We start from the raw sequence: 19,046 nt of genomic DNA, 5'->3' as shown, positions 1-19,046 counted from the left end.
GCATCTGTCTCAACCCTTAACGATCGCAGCGTCTTGACGCCGCAGTCTCAGCCACCGCCAACGCTGAGGCGGCCTGGGTCTACAGGGTGGCCTGGGGGCGGCAGTCCGTGAAGGAAGGCTGCTGTTGCGTCAAAATTGGGGGGTAGGGCAATGCAGGGGCAGGGCAATGGCAGGGGCATATTTTACCGGGTGCGCCGTGTGGGCGTTCAAGGATTGGGCGGGCAGCTTCTACCCTAGGGGCAGCAAGCCAGGGGATTTTTTGCGGCTGTACGGCGATCGCATGACCGCTGTCGAAGGCAACACCACCTTTTACTCCATGCCCGATACCAAAACCATCGATCGTTGGGCGGAGACTATGCCCCCCGGCTTTCGGTTTTGCCCCAAACTGCCCCGCGCCTTCTCGCACCAGGGCAAGCTGGTGCCCTTTGTCGAAGCATCCCACCGATTTCTGCAAACGCTGGCACCCCTGGGAGACCGCCTGGGGCCGATCTTCATTCAGCTGCCGCCCACCTACAGCCCCGAGCACCTGTCAGACCTGCGAGAATTTTTGGCCCGCTGGCCCCGGCAGCAGCATCCGATCGCGGTAGAAGTGCGCCACCTCGACTGGTTCGCCGAGCCCCACGCCACCCGCCTCAACCAAATGCTTAAGAGCCTGGGCGCAGGTCGCGTGCTGCTCGATACCCGCCCCATCTACGACTGCATCAACACCCCCGCCGACGACCCCCAAATTGGCTCCGAGCGCAAAAAGCCCAGGGTGCCCCTCCAGCCCGAGATCACGGCTTCGTTTGCGATCGTGCGCTACATCAGCCACCCCGATTTCGCCTACAACCAGCCCTATTTCGACGAATGGGTGCCCCGGCTGCGCCAGTGGCTGGATGCTGGTACGGACGTATACTTCTTTGCCCACTGCCCCCAGGAAGCCAAATCTCCGGCGGTAGCCCGCGAGGTCTACCATCGCTTGCAGCAGGTAGGGGTCGAGCTGCCCGAGCTGCTGTGGGATAGGGCTGAACGACAAAGGGCCGAGGAAGACACATCCTCAGCCCAGCTCAGTTTATTTGGATAATCGGTTTTGCTTAAAAGAGCCGTACCACCGACGGCAGGCTAACCCTAGTCGTTTTCCCAGTCTTCGCGGCCCATGAGATCGCCCACGCGATCGCGCAGCAGAAACCCCGATGTCTCTAGCTCAGCTTCAACCAGCGCCCATTCACGGGCAGGAATGTGACGGCAGAGGGTGTAAATGGGCTGTTGACGGCTAACTACACCCTTTTGAACCAGCTGTCGAGCTTCGTCACGGATGATGTCAATGGAGTAGTGGAGGGACTGAAGCATACCTAAAACCAGTAACGACGGAGAAGCTGCACGAGACAAAAGTCAAATAAGCCAGACAAGAATCTTTAGATTCCGTATCCCAGTTTACTGATAGTTTTGAAGGTTTGGCTAGCAGCTCTGGCTTATTTTCGCCTTAATCTTTGAGCTATGCCATTAACAAATGCTGTAATTTCGCTCTGATATCACACTATTGACTGTTACGGTTCTGCAACATGCAGTCCTTGCCAATCTCTATGCAATTATTGCATAGCACCCGTTCAGTTTGGGGCGCTTTCGTCTAAATTTGGAGTTTGAGGCTGCTGAGCCAGGAGCTTTAGAGCTAAGGCTTGACGTTGCAACCCTTTAAGTTTTACGGAATGGCCCTGCTCCACTGGGTAGGCTATTGCTAGAGCCACCGCTGGCGTTGGGCAAACCAGCGGGCTGATAGCGGCTCACTTCACTAACCATCGGCGTGCTTAGCGCCGTAAACCCCCGTCGGGAGGACAGGTCGTGAGCGTGACCAATGAACTCTTCTACCGAGCCAACGATTTGTGCCGCCGCCGCGCCTACGAGCAGTGGCATCGAGGGCAAAGCAAACAGCAAATTTTGCGATCGCAGGCCGGCTTCCCATCCTTGCCGCCAACTCGGCCCCAACCCTGTCGGGGCTGCACCAACTACCACGGCATCGCCTACGGCACCAGTCGGGCTAAGCGCTGCACCCTAGTGTGCGCGATGCACCCCTACGGCTGGCAAGGGGGTGGAGGTTGTCCTGATTGGCAAGATGAGGGGTAGATGGGTGGATGGGTGGATGGGTGGATAGGGGGAGGCAGGCGCGGAGCGGCTTATCGAAGGAGAGGGATGGATGAGTTCAAAATTGAGAATTCAAAATTTTGCACTTTGAATTTTGCACTCCCCCTTCCTCACCTTCCCCACCCCCTCACCTTCCTCACTCCCTCAACACCGCCCTTAACCGCTGACTCACCGCATCCACGCCAAAAGTAAGCACCACAAAAACCGCCAGCGTCACCATTACGCCCCTGTAGTCGAAGCTGCTAATTTGCTCGGTGAGCAGGCGACCTAAACCACCGGCCCCAACCAGGCCCACGATGACGGTTTCGCGCAGGCATACCTCCCAGCGGTAGAGGCTATAGGCCAGAAAGCGGCCCAGGTTTTGGGGCAAAATGCCGTAGGCTACAACTGCGCTAGGGCCGGCTCCCAGGGCGCTGAGGGCGCGGACGGGGCGATCGTCTAGGTTTTCGTTGACCTCGGCCATCAGGCGACCCAGAATGCCAAAGTTGTGCAGAGCCAGGGCCAGCGCCCCCGGCAGCACCCCCGGAAACAGCACAAACAGCAGCACCAGCGCCCAGATCGGAGCGGGAACGGCGCGGCTGACCAGCAGCACCAGGCGACTGAGGCCCAGCACCACAAAAGCCATCCAGGCCGTGCGATCGCGCTGACCAACAGGGTGCAGCAGCCCCCCCGGTAGCCAAAAGTTTTGGGCCGCAGGCAGCGAAACGAGAATACCGCCAAGGCTAGCCAGGGCGATCGCCACCATCGACATCGCCACCGTGAGCCAGGCAAGCTGCGCTAGATTCACCAGCTCAGCCCAGGAGGGCAGGGGTGGCCAGCCGGTGCCCCACAGTTCTCCCCAGAGCCGCTGGGTGCGCGCCGACCACAGCACCGCCACATCTAGCTGCAGCCACCACCAGCTCAGGGGCACGGCCAGCACCGCCCCCAGCCACGACAGCCGCAAAAACCCGTCTTGCTTAGGCGCTTTTGATGCAGATCGAGCCGTATTTCCCGGTTTGCGCCCTGGCTGGCGGTTGATGTCGAGGCGACTGGTAAAGCCCATGCGGCGACGCACCAGAGCGCTCCAGGCATCGACGGCACCATTGAGTACGATCAGTGCGTAAAACCCGGTCCACAGCTGCTCGTAGCGCAGCGATTGCAAACTCAAGAAAATCTCGTAGCCCAGCCCCCCGGCTCCGATTATGCCTAATACCGCCGAGGCCCGCAGCGAACATTCAAATCGGTAGAAGGTATAGGAGAGCAGGTTGGGCAGAGCCTGGGGCAGCAGGCCGTAGACCAGGGCAATCAGCGGTGGGGTACCGGCGTTGAGCAGGGCATTAAGCGGTTCGGGAGGCGTTTCGTCTAGAATTTCTGAAAAAACCTTGGCGACGATCGCCCCAAACGGAATCGCGATCGCCAGCACCCCCACCATGGGGTTTAGCCCCAGCACCTGCAACAGCACCAGCCCCCAAATCAGCTCGTGGATGGCGCGGGGAAAGGCCAGCAGCCCTCGCGCCCCCAGCCAAAGGCTCTGGCGCAGACCCCATTTATCCTGCGGCAGCAGCGTTTGCCACCACACCGCCGAGGAGAGCAGCCCCCCCGCCAGCCCTAGCCCAATGCTAAAGGCAGTTCCCAACACCGCGTAGGCCAGGGTAACCAGGGCCGCGCGGCCCATCAGCGCCACAAACTCAGGGCTAAGGTCGGGCCGCAGACTGGCCGCCAAAAACTCACGCAGCTGCGGCCAACCGCCCCAGTTAATCAGCTCTGCGCCGGGTCGACCCAGCCCTGCCTGGTAAGCGGCCAGACCCAGGGCGAGCAAAACCCCTAGAGCGCTGACTGTTTTTGGGTTCCAGAGGTTCGGCCGCAGCGGTATGGTGATAGTCTGTTGGGTGTCAACCATGTTCAGGTCGTCACGGTGCCATGGACGTTATGCCCCAGCCTTACAATTATCCTTTGTCCAACGCTCTGCTTCAAAGTGCTGCTCAGCCCCTGTCTATAGACACGATCCTACGCCCCGTCAGTCTAGACCTAGGGCTAGACACAGGAAATGGGTTCAGCGGTTATTTTACCGGAGTTGATTTACCCAGCGTGACCGGGGTGGCGGTAACACCTGAGGCATTATCCCCGGTGCTGGCGCAGCAGTTTGACCAGGACATCCTGGGCGATATGGTCAGCGTTTGGAACAACTTTGTCGAGTCGGGCCAGCTTTGGGCACTGCTCTTTGGCATTGTGCTTGGCTACTTCATTCGCAACCTGACCGCCTTTTAAACCCCACCACCTGCCCATGGAAACGCCCCCTCCCCAGACCTGGAGCCAGCGCTTTGAAACGGCGCTGCACCCAGCGATCGCGACCTTTAACGCCAGCATTGGCTTCGATATTCAGCTGATCGAGTACGACCTGACTGGCTCAGAAGCCCACGCCAAAATGCTGGTTAAAACCGGCATCCTCAGCCCTGAGGAGGGGGAGCAGATTGTGAATGGCCTCGAGACCATTCGCCAGGAGTACCGCTGCGGCAGTTTTACCCCCGGCGTTGAGGCCGAGGACGTGCACTTTGCCGTCGAGCGACGGCTAACCGAGCTGATTGGCGATGTGGGCAAAAAGCTACACACCGCCCGTTCCCGCAACGACCAGGTGGGCACCGACGTGCGCCTTTACCTGCGCGCCCAGATTGAGGCAATTCAGGGGCAGCTGCGCCAGTACCAGCAGACCCTTTTGGGCCTGGCCGAAGCCCATGTTGAAACCCTGATCCCCGGCTATACGCACCTGCAGCGGGCGCAGCCCCTTAGCCTGGCCCACCATCTGCTGGCCTATTTCGACATGGCCCAGCGCGACTGGGAGCGGCTGGGCGACATTCAAAAGCGAGTGAATATTTTGCCCCTGGGCAGCGGCGCGCTGGCGGGTACCACCTTCCCTATCGATCGCCAGTATTCAGCCGAGCTGCTGGGGTTTGAGCGCGTCTACGGCAACAGCCTGGATGGGGTGAGCGATCGCGACTTTGCGATCGAATTTGCCTGTGCCGCCAGCCTGATTTTGGTACACCTGTCGCGCCTCTCAGAAGAAATGATTCTCTGGGCCTCAGAAGAGTTTAGCTTTATCACCCTCAGCGACAGCTGCTCCACCGGCTCCAGCATTATGCCCCAGAAGAAAAACCCCGATGTGCCCGAGCTGGTGCGGGGCAAAACTGGGCGCGTGTTTGGCCACCTGCAGGGGCTGTTGGTGATGATGAAGGGGCTGCCCCTGGCCTACAACAAAGACCTGCAGGAAGATAAAGAAGCCCTCTTCGACACGGTGCAGACCGTACAAGGTTGTTTAGAAGCGATGACTATTCTGCTGGCTGAGGGGGTCACCTTTCGGGTGCCGCGCCTACGCCAGGCCGTCAACGAAGACTACTCCAACGCCACCGATGTGGCCGACTACCTGGCCACCAAGGGGGTTCCCTTCCGCGAGGCCTACAATCTGGTGGGTCAGGTGGTGAAAACCTCGCTGGCGGCGGGCAAACTGCTGCAGGAGCTTACCCTCGACGAGTGGCAGGCCATTCATCCCGCCTTTGAAGCGGATATCTACGCGGCGATCGCCCCTCAGCAGGTGGTTGCAGCCCGCAACAGCTACGGCGGTACCGGCTTTGAGCAGGTGCGCCAGGCCCTGCAGCGGGCTCAGCAAGCGCTGGGAGCAGGGTAATGATTAGCCTCTGCATGATTGTCAAAGACGAGGCAGCTAGCCTGGCTCTCACCCTGGCGAGTGTGCAGGGGGTGGTGGGTGAAACCATTGTGGTCGATACCGGCTCGACCGATGACACGGCGGCGATCGCCCGGTCCAGCGGGGCCAAAGTCTACAGCTTCGACTGGGCCAACGACTTTGCCGCCGCCCGCAATGAGTCGCTGCGTCACGCCACCGGCGACTGGGTGCTGGTGCTCGACGCCGACGAGGTGCTGCTGCCCACCACGGCTCAGGTGCTTCAGGCCCTCGATCGGGGTCAGCCTCTGGGAGATGTGGCCGCTGAGGACGTGCTGGCCCTGAACCTGCTGCGCCTGGAGCTAGGCGCACCCCAAGCCCCCTACACGCTGATTACCCGCTGCTTTCGCCGCCTACCCGAAATTAGCTTTAGCCGCCCGTACCACGAAACCGTGGACGACAGCGTGGCGGAGCTGCAGGCGCAAGCCCCGCGCTGGCAGGTGATTACCCTGGCCGAGGTAGCCCTGCACCACACGGGCTACGACCCGACGGTCGTTGTGCAACGGGGTAAGTTCGATCGCGCCCGCACCATTATGGAGGCCTACCTGGCCGACCATCCTAATGACGGCTACCTGCTGAATAAGCTGGCCGCCCTCTACGTCGAGTCTGACCAGGCTGAGGCCGCTCTACCCCTGCTCGATCGCGCCCTAACCCAGGAGGCGGCTTTAGACGAGCTGACTCGCTACGAGCTGCACTACCACCGCGCCCTGGCCCACGCTAATCGGCCAGAGCAGGCCACCAGTGACTACCAGGCGGCTCTAGCGCAGCCAATACCGCCCCGGCTCAAGCTAGGCGCATGGGTTAACTACGGCAGCCTTAAGAAAGCCCAGGGAGACTTTGAAGCCGCAATTGACCTATTTCAGCAGGCGATCGCAGCGGACCCCACCCTAGCTGTCGCCCACTACAACCTCGGTACGGCCCACCGGGCTCGGGGCTACCTCGACGAGGCGATCGCCGCCTACCGCAGCGCGATCGCCCTCGACCCCAACTACGCTGCGGCGCACCAAAACCTGGGCGTAGCGCTGTTTAAGCTGGGTCAACTACCCGAAGCGCTGCAGGCCTTTCAGCGGGCGATCGCCCTTTACGAGGCAATCGATCCGGCTACCGCTGTCAGCCTGCGCCAGGGCATTACCAAACTCGGCATTCCCCCAGCCCTGCTGGCTCAAGCAGGGCTGATGTAGACAGGGGTTGAGTACCCCACAGCGGCGGCCGAAATCACAGGCCTACTTTGAGTAGCGGGCGTCATTCCAGTCAAAGCCANNRTTTSASSGCNNTGRTGSRASWTTYRCCNAYGMYASRWMASAGNCGTNNAGRTGNSYGGTNGCYANSYSSYSKRCKTGRYTKMSSTSGGYYCKMYCNNNASCMCTKKCNYATCKWRWCKGCAGGGCCACCCCGGTAGCGGGTGCGGTGGGAGGGGTCGGTGGGTTCAGGCGGCGCAGTGGGGACCGCTTGCTCAGTCCGGCGACCCAGCACCGTTCGCAGGCGAGCAATGGCCCCATCCCAGGTAAGATCAGGCTGCTTGAGAATTTCCCGCAAGGCGTTGAGCGCAACATTGGCAGCTTCGTTATCCTGCCCGCGCAGGGGCTCAGACGACCGAATCGGGTCTATCTGTACCGCCGCAAAGGCCTGACGCACGGCGCTTTTAATTTGGTTGTGCAGCTCTCGCTTAGCTTTTTCGTACTGATGTTGCCACCCCTTCTCGCTAGAGGCATACAGCGATGGCAGCCGATTGAGCGCATAGGTTTCAACCTCGACCCGCTTCAGATACTTCAGCATGCGGGGGTGCAAGGTTTTAACCTGTTTGTCTACCTCTTCGGTAACGAGCAGTTCCATAACATTCATGTAGCTATGTCTTGGAACATCATGAGCGACTTTCATAACCAACCCCATTTCTATGGAATAAACTGGCGCAACTCCGGCAGAACTGGTCCGCCGCAGCAATGCTCCTAATGGGTCACCAACAGCGTCAGCCACAAACCTCAAAGACCACAACCAGAGGCAAACGGGTCAGAGGGGGCTGGGGCAGCGACTGGCTTAACAACAGTATGCCCAAATGGATTCCGGAAACTTACGGAAATCGTTTGGGGGCTAGCTACTAGCTTACCTGGTGAATATGCCTAATTGGCTTATCTAGCTATACTGACAAAATAATGTGGATCCCCGCAACCGTAGTCATTAAAACTTCAACGGCTTGTGTCAAAGTTTCATACCATTGGGTTAGGGCTAGGGGAGGAAGGGTTATCCCCCCCTCCCCCAGGGTCTAGGTTTACAGGGCCAGCAGTTCGGCGGGCAGTCGCTTGAACGAAAGCCGCTCATTTTCGACATCGACGTAGATAGCGTCGCCCTCGCCAAACTCACCCCGCAGAATGGATTTGGCGATTTGGGTTTCCAGCTCTCGCTGAATGGCCCGCTTGAGCGGGCGGGCACCATAGACGGGGTCGTAGCCCACCTCAGCTAAAAAGTCGAGGGCCGACTCGCTGAGCTTGACAGTCATCTTGCGATCGGCCAGGCGGTCTTCGAGGCGGACGACCTGCAGTTTGACGATCTGGCGCAGCTGCGACTTGAGCAGCCCGTGGAAGATGATCATCTCATCGACCCGGTTGAGAAACTCAGGCCGGAAGCTGCCTCGCAGCGCCTCCATCACGCGAGCCTTCATTTCGTCGTAGCGGCTGTCGTCGCCTGCCACATCGAGAATGAACTGCGAGCCGATGTTGCTGGTCATGATGATGATGGTGTTTTTGAAGTCCACCGTGTGGCCTTGGGCATCGGTAACGCGGCCATCATCAAGAATTTGCAGCATGACGTTAAAGACGTCGGGGTGCGCTTTCTCAATTTCGTCAAACAAAATGACCGCAAAGGGACGGCGACGGATGGCTTCGGTGAGCTGACCGCCCTCGTCGTAGCCGACGTAGCCCGGAGGGGCACCGATCAGGCGAGAGACGGCGTGCTTCTCCATGTACTCCGACATGTCAATGCGCACCAGCGCCTCTTCGGTGTCAAACAGGTAGGCGGCCAGGGCTTTGGCCAGCTCGGTTTTGCCGACCCCCGTGGGGCCGAGGAAGATGAAGCTGGCGGTGGGGCGGTTGGGGTCAGCTAATCCTGCCCGCGATCGCTGGATTGCATCGGCCACTGCCGTCACCGCTTCTTCTTGGCCAATCACCCGCTCGTGCAGCTCGTCTTCGAGCAGCAGCAGCTTCGCCATCTCAGACTGCACCAGCTTGCTGACCGGAATGCCGGTCCACTTGGAGATAATTTCGGCGATGTCTTCCTCGGTCACCTCTTCGCGCAGCAGGGTTTTGCCGGTGGTTTGGGTGGCAGTGAGCTGGGTTTCGGCGGTTTCGAGTCGGCGCTGTAGCTCGGTGAGCTTGCCGTACTTGAGCTCGGCAGCCCGGTTGAGGTCGTAGTCGCGCTCGGCCTGCTGAATCTCGATGTTAACCCGGTCAATGTCTTCTTTGATTGATTGAATGTGGTCGATGGTATCTTTCTCAGACTGCCACTGAGCATTCAGGGCGCTCTGCTGCTCTTTGAGGTCAGCCAACTCGCGCTCGATCCGCTCTAGGCGCTCCATAGAGGCGGCGTCAACTTCTTTTTTAAGCGACAGGCGCTCCATCTCCAGCTGAAGAATCTTGCGATCGACCTCGTCTAGCTCCTCGGGCTTGGAGGTGATCTCCATCTTGAGCTTGGCGGCGGCTTCGTCGACCAGGTCGATGGCCTTGTCGGGCAGGAAGCGATCGCTGATGTACCGGGTCGAGAGCGTTGCAGCGGCTACCAGGGCGCTGTCAGAAATTTTCACCCCGTGGTGTACTTCGTAGCGCTCCTTAAGGCCACGCAGAATCGAGATCGTGTCGGGCACCGTGGGCTGATCGACGTACACCTGCTGGAAACGACGCTCTAGGGCGGCGTCTTTCTCAATATATTTGCGGTACTCGTCGAGGGTGGTCGCGCCAATGCAGCGCAGCTCGCCACGGGCCAGCATGGGCTTGAGCAGGTTGCCCGCATCCATCGCCCCCTGGGTGGCTCCAGCGCCAACCACGGTATGAATTTCGTCGATAAACAGAACAATCTGCCCTTCGGAGTCGGTGACTTCTTTAAGTACGGCTTTTAGACGCTCCTCAAACTCGCCCCGGTACTTAGCTCCGGCAATCAGCGCGCCCATGTCGAGGGCGATTAGCTGGCGATCTTTGAGCGACTGGGGCACGTCGCCGCTGACGATGCGCTGGGCCAGGCCTTCTGCGATCGCGGTTTTACCCACCCCCGGCTCACCAATCAGCACTGGGTTATTTTTGGTGCGCCGCGAGAGAATCTGGATGGTGCGGCGAATTTCATCGTCACGGCCAATCACCGGGTCGAGCTTGCCCCGGCGGGCGGCATCGGTGAGGTCGCGCCCGTACTTTTCGAGCGATTGGTACTTGCCTTCAGGGTTTTGGTCGGTCACTTTTTGGGTGCCTCGAATGTCTTGAATCACCTGCTTGAGCTTGGCTTCGCTCAGCCCCAGATCTTGAAACAGGGCTTTGCCAAAGCGGGTGTCGCCAGGATAGGCCAGAATCAGATGCTCAATTGAAATATACTCGTCGCCGTAGTCTTTTTTGTAGCGGTCGGCGCGATCGAGCAGGGCATCGAGCGATTTACCCAAGTACACTGACGAGCCGCTGCCTGACACCTTGGGCTGACTGTTAATAAAGGCTTCGGTGCGATCGCGCAGCACCTGCCCGTTGACGCCCAGCTTGGCAAAAATGCTGCTGGCCAGGCCGTCTTGATCGAGCAGGGCCAGCAGCATGTGATCGCTCTCAATCTGCTGCTGCTGCGACTGCTTGGCCACATCCTGCGATCGCACAATGGCATCCCAGGCTTTTTCAGTAAATAGATTTTGGGTGGGTTGCATAGGCTCCGCTCTCCCGGGCTACTCCATAGAATCTCTGTATGGTTGCATTGTAGGAAGAAGTGTTCGTTAAGCAGGGTCGGTGTTTACGATTGTTCCAAGGTGGAATGCCGCCTTTAAGGCTCTGTTGCTACAGCTTTAAGGCCCCACTGCTTCAGAACTTGCAGCACAGCGTAAAGATCGTTGTTAGGACTCACCAACGAAAACAGCCGAGAGTTAGCGTACTGGGCTGTGGGCTGCCGAATCGCCTTGAGAAACAGAAACTCGTTGGCCAAAACTGCTCCTTCAAGACCAGCACATCAATGCGTCCACGAATCACCGTGTCGTCATCATTGAGTTCTAAACCAATGCTGGTTTCAGTTTCGATACGAAAGGGCTTTTGGTAGAACCCAGCTAAATCAAGTAGGGGGGATAGCACCACCATCTTGACGCTGTTTTCTAGCATTGGTGAATCTTCCATCAATGCGGTGAAATTGGCTTTGACGCGATCGAGTAGGTGCTGTTCGGGCTCACTCAGGGAAGGCATCTCCTGCTGCCACTCGCAAAAAAGGCGGGATCGAAGGATTGCTGTAGCCCCAGCACCTGTTTTAGATCGCGTAGGGTGGCCGTATCTGCCGCTATGGTTTGCACCATAGTCCACTCGCCAAGAGGTTATACCAATCGTCCATGCCGCTAGCGCGGCACCCCCAACGATAAAAACAGCGATAGCCGATCCCTGAGCGAAGTCGAAGGGACGGCTATTTATAGAGCAATTCTAACCGTAAGAAACAGGCCTCAAGATCGCGGTGGATCCTGAGGCTTGTCAGTGAGGGTTCGAGGGATACCGGCTCGGCACCTAAGTAAGTAGGTCTGATTATCTACAAGACGCATTTCGACTCCGCTCAATGCTCGATCCGTTGCTGGGCAGAGGGTTAAGCAGAGTCGTTCACGACGTGTCTCCCCAAGGGAGAAAACCCGGAAACCTAAGCTGGGTTTAATTGGCCCTCCTACTTACCAGGGCCGCCAGTTGCCCCAATCCTCGTTGAAGATCGAGGTATTGGGGAACTTCGTCGGGTTGCCGCTGGCGTCTAGCTCGGCCCGCAGCTGGTCGAGCAGAGGCTCGCGGCTGGGCAAGTTATCGACCATTTCGTAGGGCAGCACCCCGTTGCGCAGCGAGAAATCGATGGTGTGGGCGGCGGCGGCCCCCACTGACCACTCAAAAGAATGCACCCGGTAGGCAGCGGCGGCGCTGTAGCTGGCAGCAATGCTCTTGCTGGCCACCAGCATGTTGTCGACCCGCTGGGGAATCATGGCCCGCAGCGGAATCTGGGCCGGGTAGGCCTGACCGTGGGCCTGACGCACACCGGGCCGCTCAATGTTGCCGGGTCGTTCGGCAGGGTACTCGGCCATACAGGGGTGAAAGTCGATCGCATACTGGGCAATACCTACCGTGTCGGGGTAGAGGCGCGATCGCGCTCGAATGGGGAACGTATTGGGGTCGGCATCGGGGTCAAAGGTGCTAACCGTGTCTAGCCCCGCCAGGTAGCGCCGCAGCGAGGTGTAGGTTTGCTCGTCCAGGTTTTGCCGGTAGAAGTCAGAGGCAAAATCGTTCCACGAAAAGTCGATTTCGCTAATCATAAACCCCTGCTCGTAGCCGTAGGCGGGGCGACCAATGATGCGCCGAGCCTCGCGAATGTAGGGGTACTTCGACAGACCGTGGGCGGTACCCATTGGCGAGTCTAGCCCTTGCATATAGATGTTGTAAGGTTCGGGCTCTTTGTAGGTATCGGGAATTTGCGAGTCGGTGGTGCCGGTAGTCAACCAGTAGAAATAGCCGATCGCATTTTCTTCGCCCTTGCGCAGGGTGTCGGCCCGCAGGCCCCCCAGCCAGCCACCGGGCTCTAGCTGACCGCTGGCCGCCAGCTGGTCTTCGGTCAAAATCAGGTTATCTAAATTGGTGCCGGGGCGGTAGTCGTTGCCCCAAGTCCAGTTCTGCATTGAGATATCGCCGACTCCGGGGCGCGCCACCCCGGCAATGTTGCCCTCGGCCCGAGGCGAGGCATTCCACAGCCGTCGGTAGGTAAACACAAAGTCGAAGTGGTCCTGGGCGGTTTTGAGCGAGTCGCGCTCGCGCTCCCAGCTGTAGTAGGGCTGGTAGATACTGTAAAACTCAGGCACCTCGTAGGTCTGGGGCTCGGCGGTGCGCTCCATCGCAAAGGTGTAGGTGAAGCCCTGGGTGCAGTAGGGGTCGCGCTCCACCACGGGCGAGGATGGGTTTAGCGGCGACTTGGGATCTAGCCCCAGCTCGTAGGGCACATCGGCCAGCACAATCAGTTCCCCAGTCTCGGTGGCCTCGACCACAAACCAGTCAACTCTGCTAGGTGCGGCAGTCTCGTTGCCCTCTAGCTCAATGCCTGCGGGCACAAACTGAATAATCTCCTTCGCCAGACGGGCCGAGTCGTCGTAGGTGTAGGCATCTTCAATAATTTCAGAGAGAAAGTTGGTATTGAGGGGTGCCGTACCCGGTGCGGGGCTGTGGCGAATGGCCACCACCTCATCAATATGGGTGCCATCAGCATTCAAACTCAGGTCTTTGACGACCGTATTGGGGAACCACTTCAGCTCGCCGCCGCCCTCGCGCTCGGCCTCGGCCAGCATCTCCATCAAAATAGCGTTGGCATCGGCAGGCATAAAGCAGGTGGCACTCACCCAGCAGTTGCCGGGGTTGAGCTTGCCGTACTTGCGCTCGACGCGATCGCGCAACTCTTTATACCCGCGTGAGTAAAACAGCTGCCGCCGCTGCTCCCGCGATTCATCTAGCGCCGTGGTGCCCTGGGAGGAGATCTGCCCGCCTACCCAGTCGGTCAGCTCGGTCATACAGACGGTATGCCCCATCAGCAGGCTCTCGTAGGCGGTTGCCGTACCCGCCAAACCGCCGCCGACAATCAGCAGTTCACACTCTACGACCTGGTCAGGGGTGCGGGGCACCTGGGCCACGCGGGGCGCGACCGACTCTTGGGCGCGGGCGTTGCCAATGGGTAGGGGGAGCGAGCCAGCGACCAGCGCTGAGGCTAAGAGAGGAGCCGTAAGGGCGTGAAAGAATCGTTTCATAGCAAACCAAAGGGGGCGAATCGATTGCACCCTCTAGCTTATCGGCTGATCGTAAGGTTCCGCTATAGGTAGCAAAAGGTTGCAAGACGAGGGGGAGATGGAGGCGTATTCACTACGGCCCCACGACCACAACCGATCAGGGACGGGGCTGGGCAATTGTTTCACAGCTAGTGAAGTTGATGCGGGGTAGATTTTGGTGTCATTCCTAGTCGAGCAAGGCTCAACGTTTAAGGTGATCACGCCAATCGAGCAGCTTGCGCTAAGACAGAATTAGGGTTGCAACAAGTGCGGCGATCGCACCCTTTTAAGAGCGAAACTCCTACGGCACCCCCCTCACAGGGAAGGGTAGGGAGGATCTTCATGATGTCCTTTACCCGAGTGAAATTTGGCGTTGCTGAATAGCGGTATGATTTTGCAAAAAATTGAACGGGGTTCCAATACCTAGAGGGATTGGTTCATACCTTGAATTAGCAACGCCTGAAATTTTCATATCACTCACCCTGAAGTAATCCCCAAGCGAGCGTGTCAAACACACCGTTTCGGGTTTTAGTGTGCTGCCTTAAACATCCCTCCAGCCTAAAATTATTTTTCTCCAAAACTCTTGCTGATGCTGCATTGAAATCAAGAGTGTGAGCAGTAAGACGAGTTACTTCAAGATTATCAAATGCATACCGAGTAAAAACCCCTAATGCATCACTGATTAACCCTTGACCTCGGTAAGCTGTCGCTAGCCAGTATCCAACTTCTGCTCTATGTGTTCTCCCTATCCTAAAATCATCCACACCAATTGAACCGATCAAATAACCTTCAGAATTGCGAAGTGCAAAAGATATTTCCTTTCCATTCTCACTTAAAGATTCAAGCCGATGTTGTATCCACCAATCTGCCGCAGCTTCGGTATATGGGTAAGGGAGAACAGGAATTGCATCGGAAACACTTTTATCGTTGAGATGTTCCAAGTAGGCAGCTTTGTCGTTGGAACAAATACTGGTCAAGTAGAAACCATCACGAACGTTAAGCTCCATATCCAACAAAATTGAGACATGTCATCCAGTTATAGTAAGCAACCTTAGCAGCTACCGCCTACATTTCATTAACGGTCTGGCCATCGGGCTGTTGTTCGCGGGTGCCAACTTGCTCTACCTGGGTTGTCGCTTTGGGCTCGTTGACGGGCAGCTCGTTATTGCGTCGGGCGGCGCGATCGCTTAAATAGGTCAGCCAAGACGGTGCCCAGCCAGAGTGGCTGTCTCGGCCAAAGGCCCTTTCCTCACCGCCTTCAGTTGGCCCCGGCAATAGCCAGTTCCCCCAGATCAGCAGGTTGGTCATCAGCCCCGGAAACAGGCCGTAGAACCGGGCCATAAGCAGAATGTACAGCGGCACGACCACTTCGGCTGCGCCCCGACGCAGTCCGGCGATCGCTTCTCGAGCCACTTTTTCTGGGCTGGCGGAGACCAGCGGCAGCGACTCGCTAATGCTAAACCAGGTGTACTCTTTGCGGCGCTGGCCCTTAAACAGTGCGTGATCGTTGACGCCGGTGTAAATTAACCCGGGGCAGACGGTGGTAACGCTAATGCCGGCCCTGGCCAGCTCGACGCGCATACCGGCTGACAGCCCGGTTAGGGCAAATTTGCTGGCGCAGTAGGCCACCATGTGCGGCGACACGACCTTACCACCGACGGACGATATGTTGACGATGCGCCCAGCCTGGCGATTGCGCATCCCAGGCAACACCGCATAGGTGGTGTAGAGCGGTGCCCAGAAATGCAGCTGCATCAGGTCGTCAAAGTCCTGCATGGTCATGTTTTCTAATGGCCCCACGATGTCGGTACCAGCGTTGTTGATTAGAACATCGATCGTCCCAAAGTGCTCGCTAACCTGCTGCACCATCTGCTCAACCTGGGTCTGGTGGGTCACGTCACAGATCAGCGCTAAAACCTCCCCGCCCCGCTGCACCAGGTCGGTTTGCGCCCGCTCTAGTTCGGCCTCATCCCGAGCGCAAATCGCCAGCCTGGCCCCAGCCTCCACCAGCTGACGCCCCATCACCAGCCCCAGCCCGCGGGAGCCGCCGGTAATTAACACAACCTTGCCCCGCAGGTCATACCCCTGTTCGCGCCAGCGGCGAACCAACCACAGCAGGCCGAATACCAAGGCGATCGCGATCGCCCCCAACCAAACACCTGGAGTGTTGATAGCCATTCCCTAACCCCTTTACAGTACGGCTTTCACTGTAGGGGGGCTGGCCGATGAAATGTTCCGTCGCAGGGCAAAACTGCCCCAATCGATAGGCCAGTTTTTCGAGGGCAGGCCCTCTCGCTTGGGCAGGCTTAGCCTGGATTTTTTAATAACAACCCTATTCACGCCCTTGAGCGGCGATCGCCTGCCCAGCCAGCCAGCCCGTCGTCCAGGCGCTTTGAAAGTTAAAACCGCCGGTTATCCCGTCGATATTGAGAATTTCGCCCGCAAAATATAGCCCTGGGCAGCGGCGACTCTCCATAGTTTTGAAGTTAACCTCGGCCAGGGGAATGCCGCCGCAGGTGACAAACTCATCTTTGAAAACGCCTTTACCTGCGATCGCGTAGTCTCCCCGCGTCAGCTCGTTCACCAGCGTTTGCAGCTGTGCCTTCGACAGGTCGGCCCAGTTCAGCTTGGTGCCCAGGTTGGCTCGGTGCTGGGCCAAATACTGCCACAGCCGCCGCGACAGCTCTGGAAACGGCGAAAACGCCGCCACCTGGCGCTTGCCCTGCTCCTGCTTGAGGGTGAGCAGCTTTTGCCGCACCTGGTCTGGCTTGAGGGCAGGCAGCCAGTTCACCGTTAGAGTGGCTCGGTAGCGCTGGCGGTGCAGGCCCTCCGCCCCGTAGGCCGAGAGCTTGAGCACCGCCGGGCCGCTCACCCCCCAGTGGGTAATCAGCAGCGGGCCGCTCTGGGTGAGCACCGGAGCATTCTCTAGGGCCAAATGGAGCTGCACGGTGTCGACCGACACCCCCGCCAGCTCGCGCAGGGCCGAGTCGGGCAGGTTAAAGGTAAACAGCGAGGGTACCGGGGGCACTAGGTCGTGGCCCAGCTTGAGGGCCAGCCGGTAGCCATTGGGGCTGCTGCCGGTGGCCAGCAGCAGCTGGTCGCAGCGCCACTCGGCCCCGGCGCGGGTGGTGAGCCCAAAGCCATCGTCATCGTGGTGAATTTGGGCAATCGCCTGACCCGTATAAATGCGAATGCCCAGCCGCCTGGCTTCCCCCAGCAGGCAGTCCACAATGGTGCCCGAGTCGTCGGTGGTGGGAAACATGCGGCCATCGGCCTCGGTTTTGAGCCGCACTCCCCGCTGCTCAAACCAGGCCACCGTATCCTGGGGCTGAAAACGAGTGAAGGGGCCACGTAGGGCGTTGCTACCGCGTGGGTAGTGGGTGACCAGCACAGCGGGGTCAAAGCAGGCGTGGGTGACATTGCAGCGCCCACCGCCGGAGATTCTCACCTTGGCCAGGGCTTCGCGGCCCGCCTCAAAAATATGGATGGAGGCGTTGGGGTTGGCCTCGGCACAGGCGATCGCCCCAAATAGCCCAGCGGCACCCGCCCCAATCACAATCAGCGAGGCGTGCCGAGGCTGGTCTGGCTGCAACGGGCGATCGCTCACGGTACTTGCCCCGGCAGATAAACCGTCGTGCTGCTTTGGCCCTGGCGCTGGGCACGGCGGTGGAGAATTTCGAGCTTGCCCCCCGCCTCCTGAATAAACGCCCGCTGGCGGCGGTACAACCCCTGAAACAGGTTGGCCAGCAGCAGCGCCACCAGCGCCACCACTAGCCCCGCCGCCGTCGAGGTCAGCGCCTCGCCTACCCCCGAGGTAACGCCGCTGGCCGCTGGGCCGCTAGTTTCGCCCAGGCGCAGGGTCGAGAAGACCTGCATCAGACCCAGCACCGTACCCAACAACCCCAGCAGCGGGGCTACCCCCACCACCGTCTCAAACAGGGTTTGAAACCGCTTGAGCAGGGGCAGCTCGGCCTGGGCGGCGCTCTCTAAGGCCAAACGAAATTCCTCGGGAGTGGCGTCGCCCATGGTCAGCGCCGCCAAGAAGATGCGGGCAATGGGCAGCTGCTGGTGCTGCTTGAGCTTGGCGATCGCCCGCTGAGGGTTTTGGCCAAAAGCGTTCAACACCTGGGGCACCAGCCCCCGCTGCTGGCGACTGGTTTGCAACCAAAACCAGCCCCGCTCTACCGCCAGCGTCAGAGTCAGCAGCGAGCACAGCAGCAGCGGCCACATCACAATGCCCCCCGCCACAAACCAGTTAGCCATAGTGCCGCTGCCCTAAACCCAAGAACCCAACTATGATACTGGCCGAGGTGGGTTTGCGGTTCAAGGTACAGGGTTCAGGGTCACCGCTTGAACCCTGCACCTTGAACCCTTGACCCCCTCCGTACCTACACTGCGCCAGGAAAGTGCTCGATCTGGGCGTAGCCGCTGAACACGAGCTGCTTGCCTTTGGTCTCAAGCCGATTGACCCGCAGCAAAACGCCATCGAGATTAAAGCGCTCTAGATCAACCATCCGATTGAGCACTTCGGCAAAGCCTTTAGTCAGCGTCTCCGAAAGCGGGAGCATATCGTCAGAAATGCCGTCGGGCAAAAATTCGGCATCGGCAAAAATAATCCGCCGCCGTTTCTCTACGGTGACCTTGGCCAACAGCTGAATGGGTACATCCTTGCGGTTGGGCAGGTCGGTCTTGGCCGTAATCTTGACGGCCTGCTCAGGCATCAGGGTGATATAGACATCGCGAAACGTTACGGGATCGCCCCCCGAGAGCGAGGTTACCGCATCGTCGGTGACCCCCTCCAAATGCTGTCGCACCAGCTCGGCCTCAAAGGCTCGGTTGATGGCGTCTTCGTTTAACACCACCTGGGCCACGGCCTGGGTGGGCTGGCGCAAGCGAATCTTGCCGCTGATGGCCGAGCCAACGTCGATCGACACCGCATCGGTCTCAAACATCATCTCAGCGGCCTCAAACTCTTTGCGAATGATCAGACCGCGCCCTTCCATTCGAAAGCTGTCGATCGTGCCCTGCAGCAGCTTGCTGGGAGGGGAGCAGCGCACCGCCACCTCCACAGCATCACTGCTGCTAAACAGATGCCGCAGCGACTGGGTAGCCACAGAGTTGATCATCCGTTCGCCAAAGTCATTGGACCCTTTGGATTGAAACCCGGTAAAGCCACCGAACATAGAGGTTAGTACCACCTAATTCCCCTACTGTTGTAACAAAATATGA

At 59.0% G+C, this 19,046-nt stretch carries 15 protein-coding genes and 1 pseudogene; 6 read left to right on the top strand and 10 right to left on the bottom strand.

Features of this window, described 5'->3' with window-relative positions:
* Nucleotides 1-166 precede the first annotated feature (166 nt).
* Entirely contained in the window at nt 167-1,063 is an 897-nt protein-coding gene (locus tag IQ265_RS02395) for a DUF72 domain-containing protein (RefSeq protein ID WP_194050586.1), read from the top strand.
* A gap of 44 nt (nt 1,064-1,107) precedes the next feature.
* Here the strand turns inward: IQ265_RS02395 and IQ265_RS02390 are convergent, their stop codons facing one another.
* Nucleotides 1,108-1,329 (bottom strand): DUF4327 family protein, encoded by a 222-nt coding sequence (locus IQ265_RS02390; protein ID WP_194050585.1) that lies wholly within the window; start codon nt 1,327-1,329, stop codon nt 1,108-1,110.
* A gap of 489 nt (nt 1,330-1,818) precedes the next feature.
* Between IQ265_RS02390 and IQ265_RS02385 the strand changes: the two genes are divergently transcribed.
* Nucleotides 1,819-2,100, top strand: a complete 282-nt coding sequence (locus IQ265_RS02385) for a hypothetical protein (RefSeq protein WP_228037472.1) — start codon at nt 1,819-1,821, stop codon at nt 2,098-2,100.
* Between the two features lie 154 nt (nt 2,101-2,254).
* On the opposite strand, the gene IQ265_RS02380 is transcribed toward IQ265_RS02385, so the two are convergent.
* Nucleotides 2,255-3,997, bottom strand: a complete 1,743-nt coding sequence (locus IQ265_RS02380; protein ID WP_194050584.1) for an ABC transporter permease subunit — start codon at nt 3,995-3,997, stop codon at nt 2,255-2,257.
* Nucleotides 3,998-4,017: 20 nt separating this feature from the next.
* Here IQ265_RS02380 and IQ265_RS28475 point away from each other — a divergent pair, with 20 nt between their 5' ends.
* The 4 genes from IQ265_RS28475 (at nt 4,018) to IQ265_RS29235 (ending at nt 7,780) form a co-directional block, all read left to right on the top strand.
* Nucleotides 4,018-4,365, top strand: coding sequence for a hypothetical protein (locus tag IQ265_RS28475; RefSeq protein ID WP_228037471.1), 348 nt, complete (start codon nt 4,018-4,020; stop codon nt 4,363-4,365).
* 16 nt (nt 4,366-4,381) lie between these two features.
* Nucleotides 4,382-5,776, top strand: a complete 1,395-nt coding sequence (argH, locus tag IQ265_RS02370; protein ID WP_194050583.1) for an argininosuccinate lyase — start codon at nt 4,382-4,384, stop codon at nt 5,774-5,776.
* Complete coding sequence (locus IQ265_RS02365; RefSeq protein WP_194050582.1) at nt 5,776-7,011, top strand: tetratricopeptide repeat protein; 1,236 nt, start codon at nt 5,776-5,778, stop codon at nt 7,009-7,011. Before argH ends, IQ265_RS02365 begins: the two co-directional genes overlap by 1 nt.
* A gap of 268 nt (nt 7,012-7,279) precedes the next feature.
* On the top strand, nt 7,280-7,780 hold the full coding sequence (locus IQ265_RS29235; protein WP_255523421.1) for a hypothetical protein: 501 nt from the start codon (nt 7,280-7,282) through the stop codon (nt 7,778-7,780).
* Nucleotides 7,781-8,096: 316 nt separating this feature from the next.
* Here the strand turns inward: IQ265_RS29235 and clpB are convergent, their stop codons facing one another.
* The 8 genes and pseudogenes from clpB to IQ265_RS02320 form a co-directional block, all read right to left on the bottom strand.
* Nucleotides 8,097-10,712, bottom strand: coding sequence for an ATP-dependent chaperone ClpB (gene clpB, locus IQ265_RS02355; RefSeq protein ID WP_194050581.1), 2,616 nt, complete (start codon nt 10,710-10,712; stop codon nt 8,097-8,099).
* 113 nt (nt 10,713-10,825) lie between these two features.
* A pseudogene (locus tag IQ265_RS02350) lies at nt 10,826-11,342 on the bottom strand (restriction endonuclease subunit R).
* A gap of 357 nt (nt 11,343-11,699) precedes the next feature.
* Nucleotides 11,700-13,799 (bottom strand): FAD-dependent oxidoreductase, encoded by a 2,100-nt coding sequence (locus IQ265_RS02345; RefSeq protein ID WP_194050580.1) that lies wholly within the window; start codon nt 13,797-13,799, stop codon nt 11,700-11,702.
* A gap of 491 nt (nt 13,800-14,290) precedes the next feature.
* Nucleotides 14,291-14,824, bottom strand: coding sequence for a GNAT family protein (locus IQ265_RS02340; RefSeq protein ID WP_194050579.1), 534 nt, complete (start codon nt 14,822-14,824; stop codon nt 14,291-14,293).
* A 58-nt stretch (nt 14,825-14,882) separates the two neighbouring features.
* Complete coding sequence (locus IQ265_RS02335; protein ID WP_194050578.1) at nt 14,883-15,995, bottom strand: SDR family oxidoreductase; 1,113 nt, start codon at nt 15,993-15,995, stop codon at nt 14,883-14,885.
* A 154-nt stretch (nt 15,996-16,149) separates the two neighbouring features.
* The gene (locus IQ265_RS02330) at nt 16,150-17,424 is read right to left on the bottom strand and encodes an NAD(P)/FAD-dependent oxidoreductase (RefSeq protein ID WP_347404898.1); all 1,275 of its coding nucleotides are present in this window, start codon (nt 17,422-17,424) and stop codon (nt 16,150-16,152) included.
* The gene (locus tag IQ265_RS02325; RefSeq protein WP_194050577.1) at nt 17,421-18,080 is read right to left on the bottom strand and encodes a MotA/TolQ/ExbB proton channel family protein; all 660 of its coding nucleotides are present in this window, start codon (nt 18,078-18,080) and stop codon (nt 17,421-17,423) included. The genes IQ265_RS02330 and IQ265_RS02325 overlap by 4 nt, the downstream gene beginning before the upstream one ends.
* Before the next feature lie 125 nt (nt 18,081-18,205).
* Nucleotides 18,206-19,015 (bottom strand): DUF2993 domain-containing protein, encoded by an 810-nt coding sequence (locus IQ265_RS02320; protein WP_347404897.1) that lies wholly within the window; start codon nt 19,013-19,015, stop codon nt 18,206-18,208.
* Nucleotides 19,016-19,046: the final 31 nt, after the last annotated feature.

The sequence above is a fragment of the Nodosilinea sp. LEGE 06152 genome (assembly GCF_015207525.1).
GTDB lineage: Bacteria > Cyanobacteriota > Cyanobacteriia > Phormidesmidales > Phormidesmidaceae > Nodosilinea.
The sequence above is the reverse complement of the archived record's forward strand: the minus strand, read 5'-3'. Positions and strand labels throughout refer to the sequence as shown.

Coding starts and splice junctions, on each gene's coding strand:
- clpB (WP_194050581.1), bottom strand. CDS start 10,712: ATGCAACCCACCCAAAATCTATTTACTGAAAAAGCCTGGGATGCCATT.
- IQ265_RS02395 (WP_194050586.1), top strand. CDS start 167: ATGGCAGGGGCATATTTTACCGGGTGCGCCGTGTGGGCGTTCAAGGAT.
- IQ265_RS02335 (WP_194050578.1), bottom strand. CDS start 15,995: ATGGCTATCAACACTCCAGGTGTTTGGTTGGGGGCGATCGCGATCGCC.
- IQ265_RS02345 (WP_194050580.1), bottom strand. CDS start 13,799: ATGAAACGATTCTTTCACGCCCTTACGGCTCCTCTCTTAGCCTCAGCG.
- IQ265_RS02325 (WP_194050577.1), bottom strand. CDS start 18,080: ATGGCTAACTGGTTTGTGGCGGGGGGCATTGTGATGTGGCCGCTGCTG.
- IQ265_RS02390 (WP_194050585.1), bottom strand. CDS start 1,329: ATGCTTCAGTCCCTCCACTACTCCATTGACATCATCCGTGACGAAGCT.
- IQ265_RS02380 (WP_194050584.1), bottom strand. CDS start 3,997: ATGGTTGACACCCAACAGACTATCACCATACCGCTGCGGCCGAACCTC.
- IQ265_RS28475 (WP_228037471.1), top strand. CDS start 4,018: ATGGACGTTATGCCCCAGCCTTACAATTATCCTTTGTCCAACGCTCTG.
- argH (WP_194050583.1), top strand. CDS start 4,382: ATGGAAACGCCCCCTCCCCAGACCTGGAGCCAGCGCTTTGAAACGGCG.
- IQ265_RS02340 (WP_194050579.1), bottom strand. CDS start 14,824: ATGGAGCTTAACGTTCGTGATGGTTTCTACTTGACCAGTATTTGTTCC.
- IQ265_RS02365 (WP_194050582.1), top strand. CDS start 5,776: ATGATTAGCCTCTGCATGATTGTCAAAGACGAGGCAGCTAGCCTGGCT.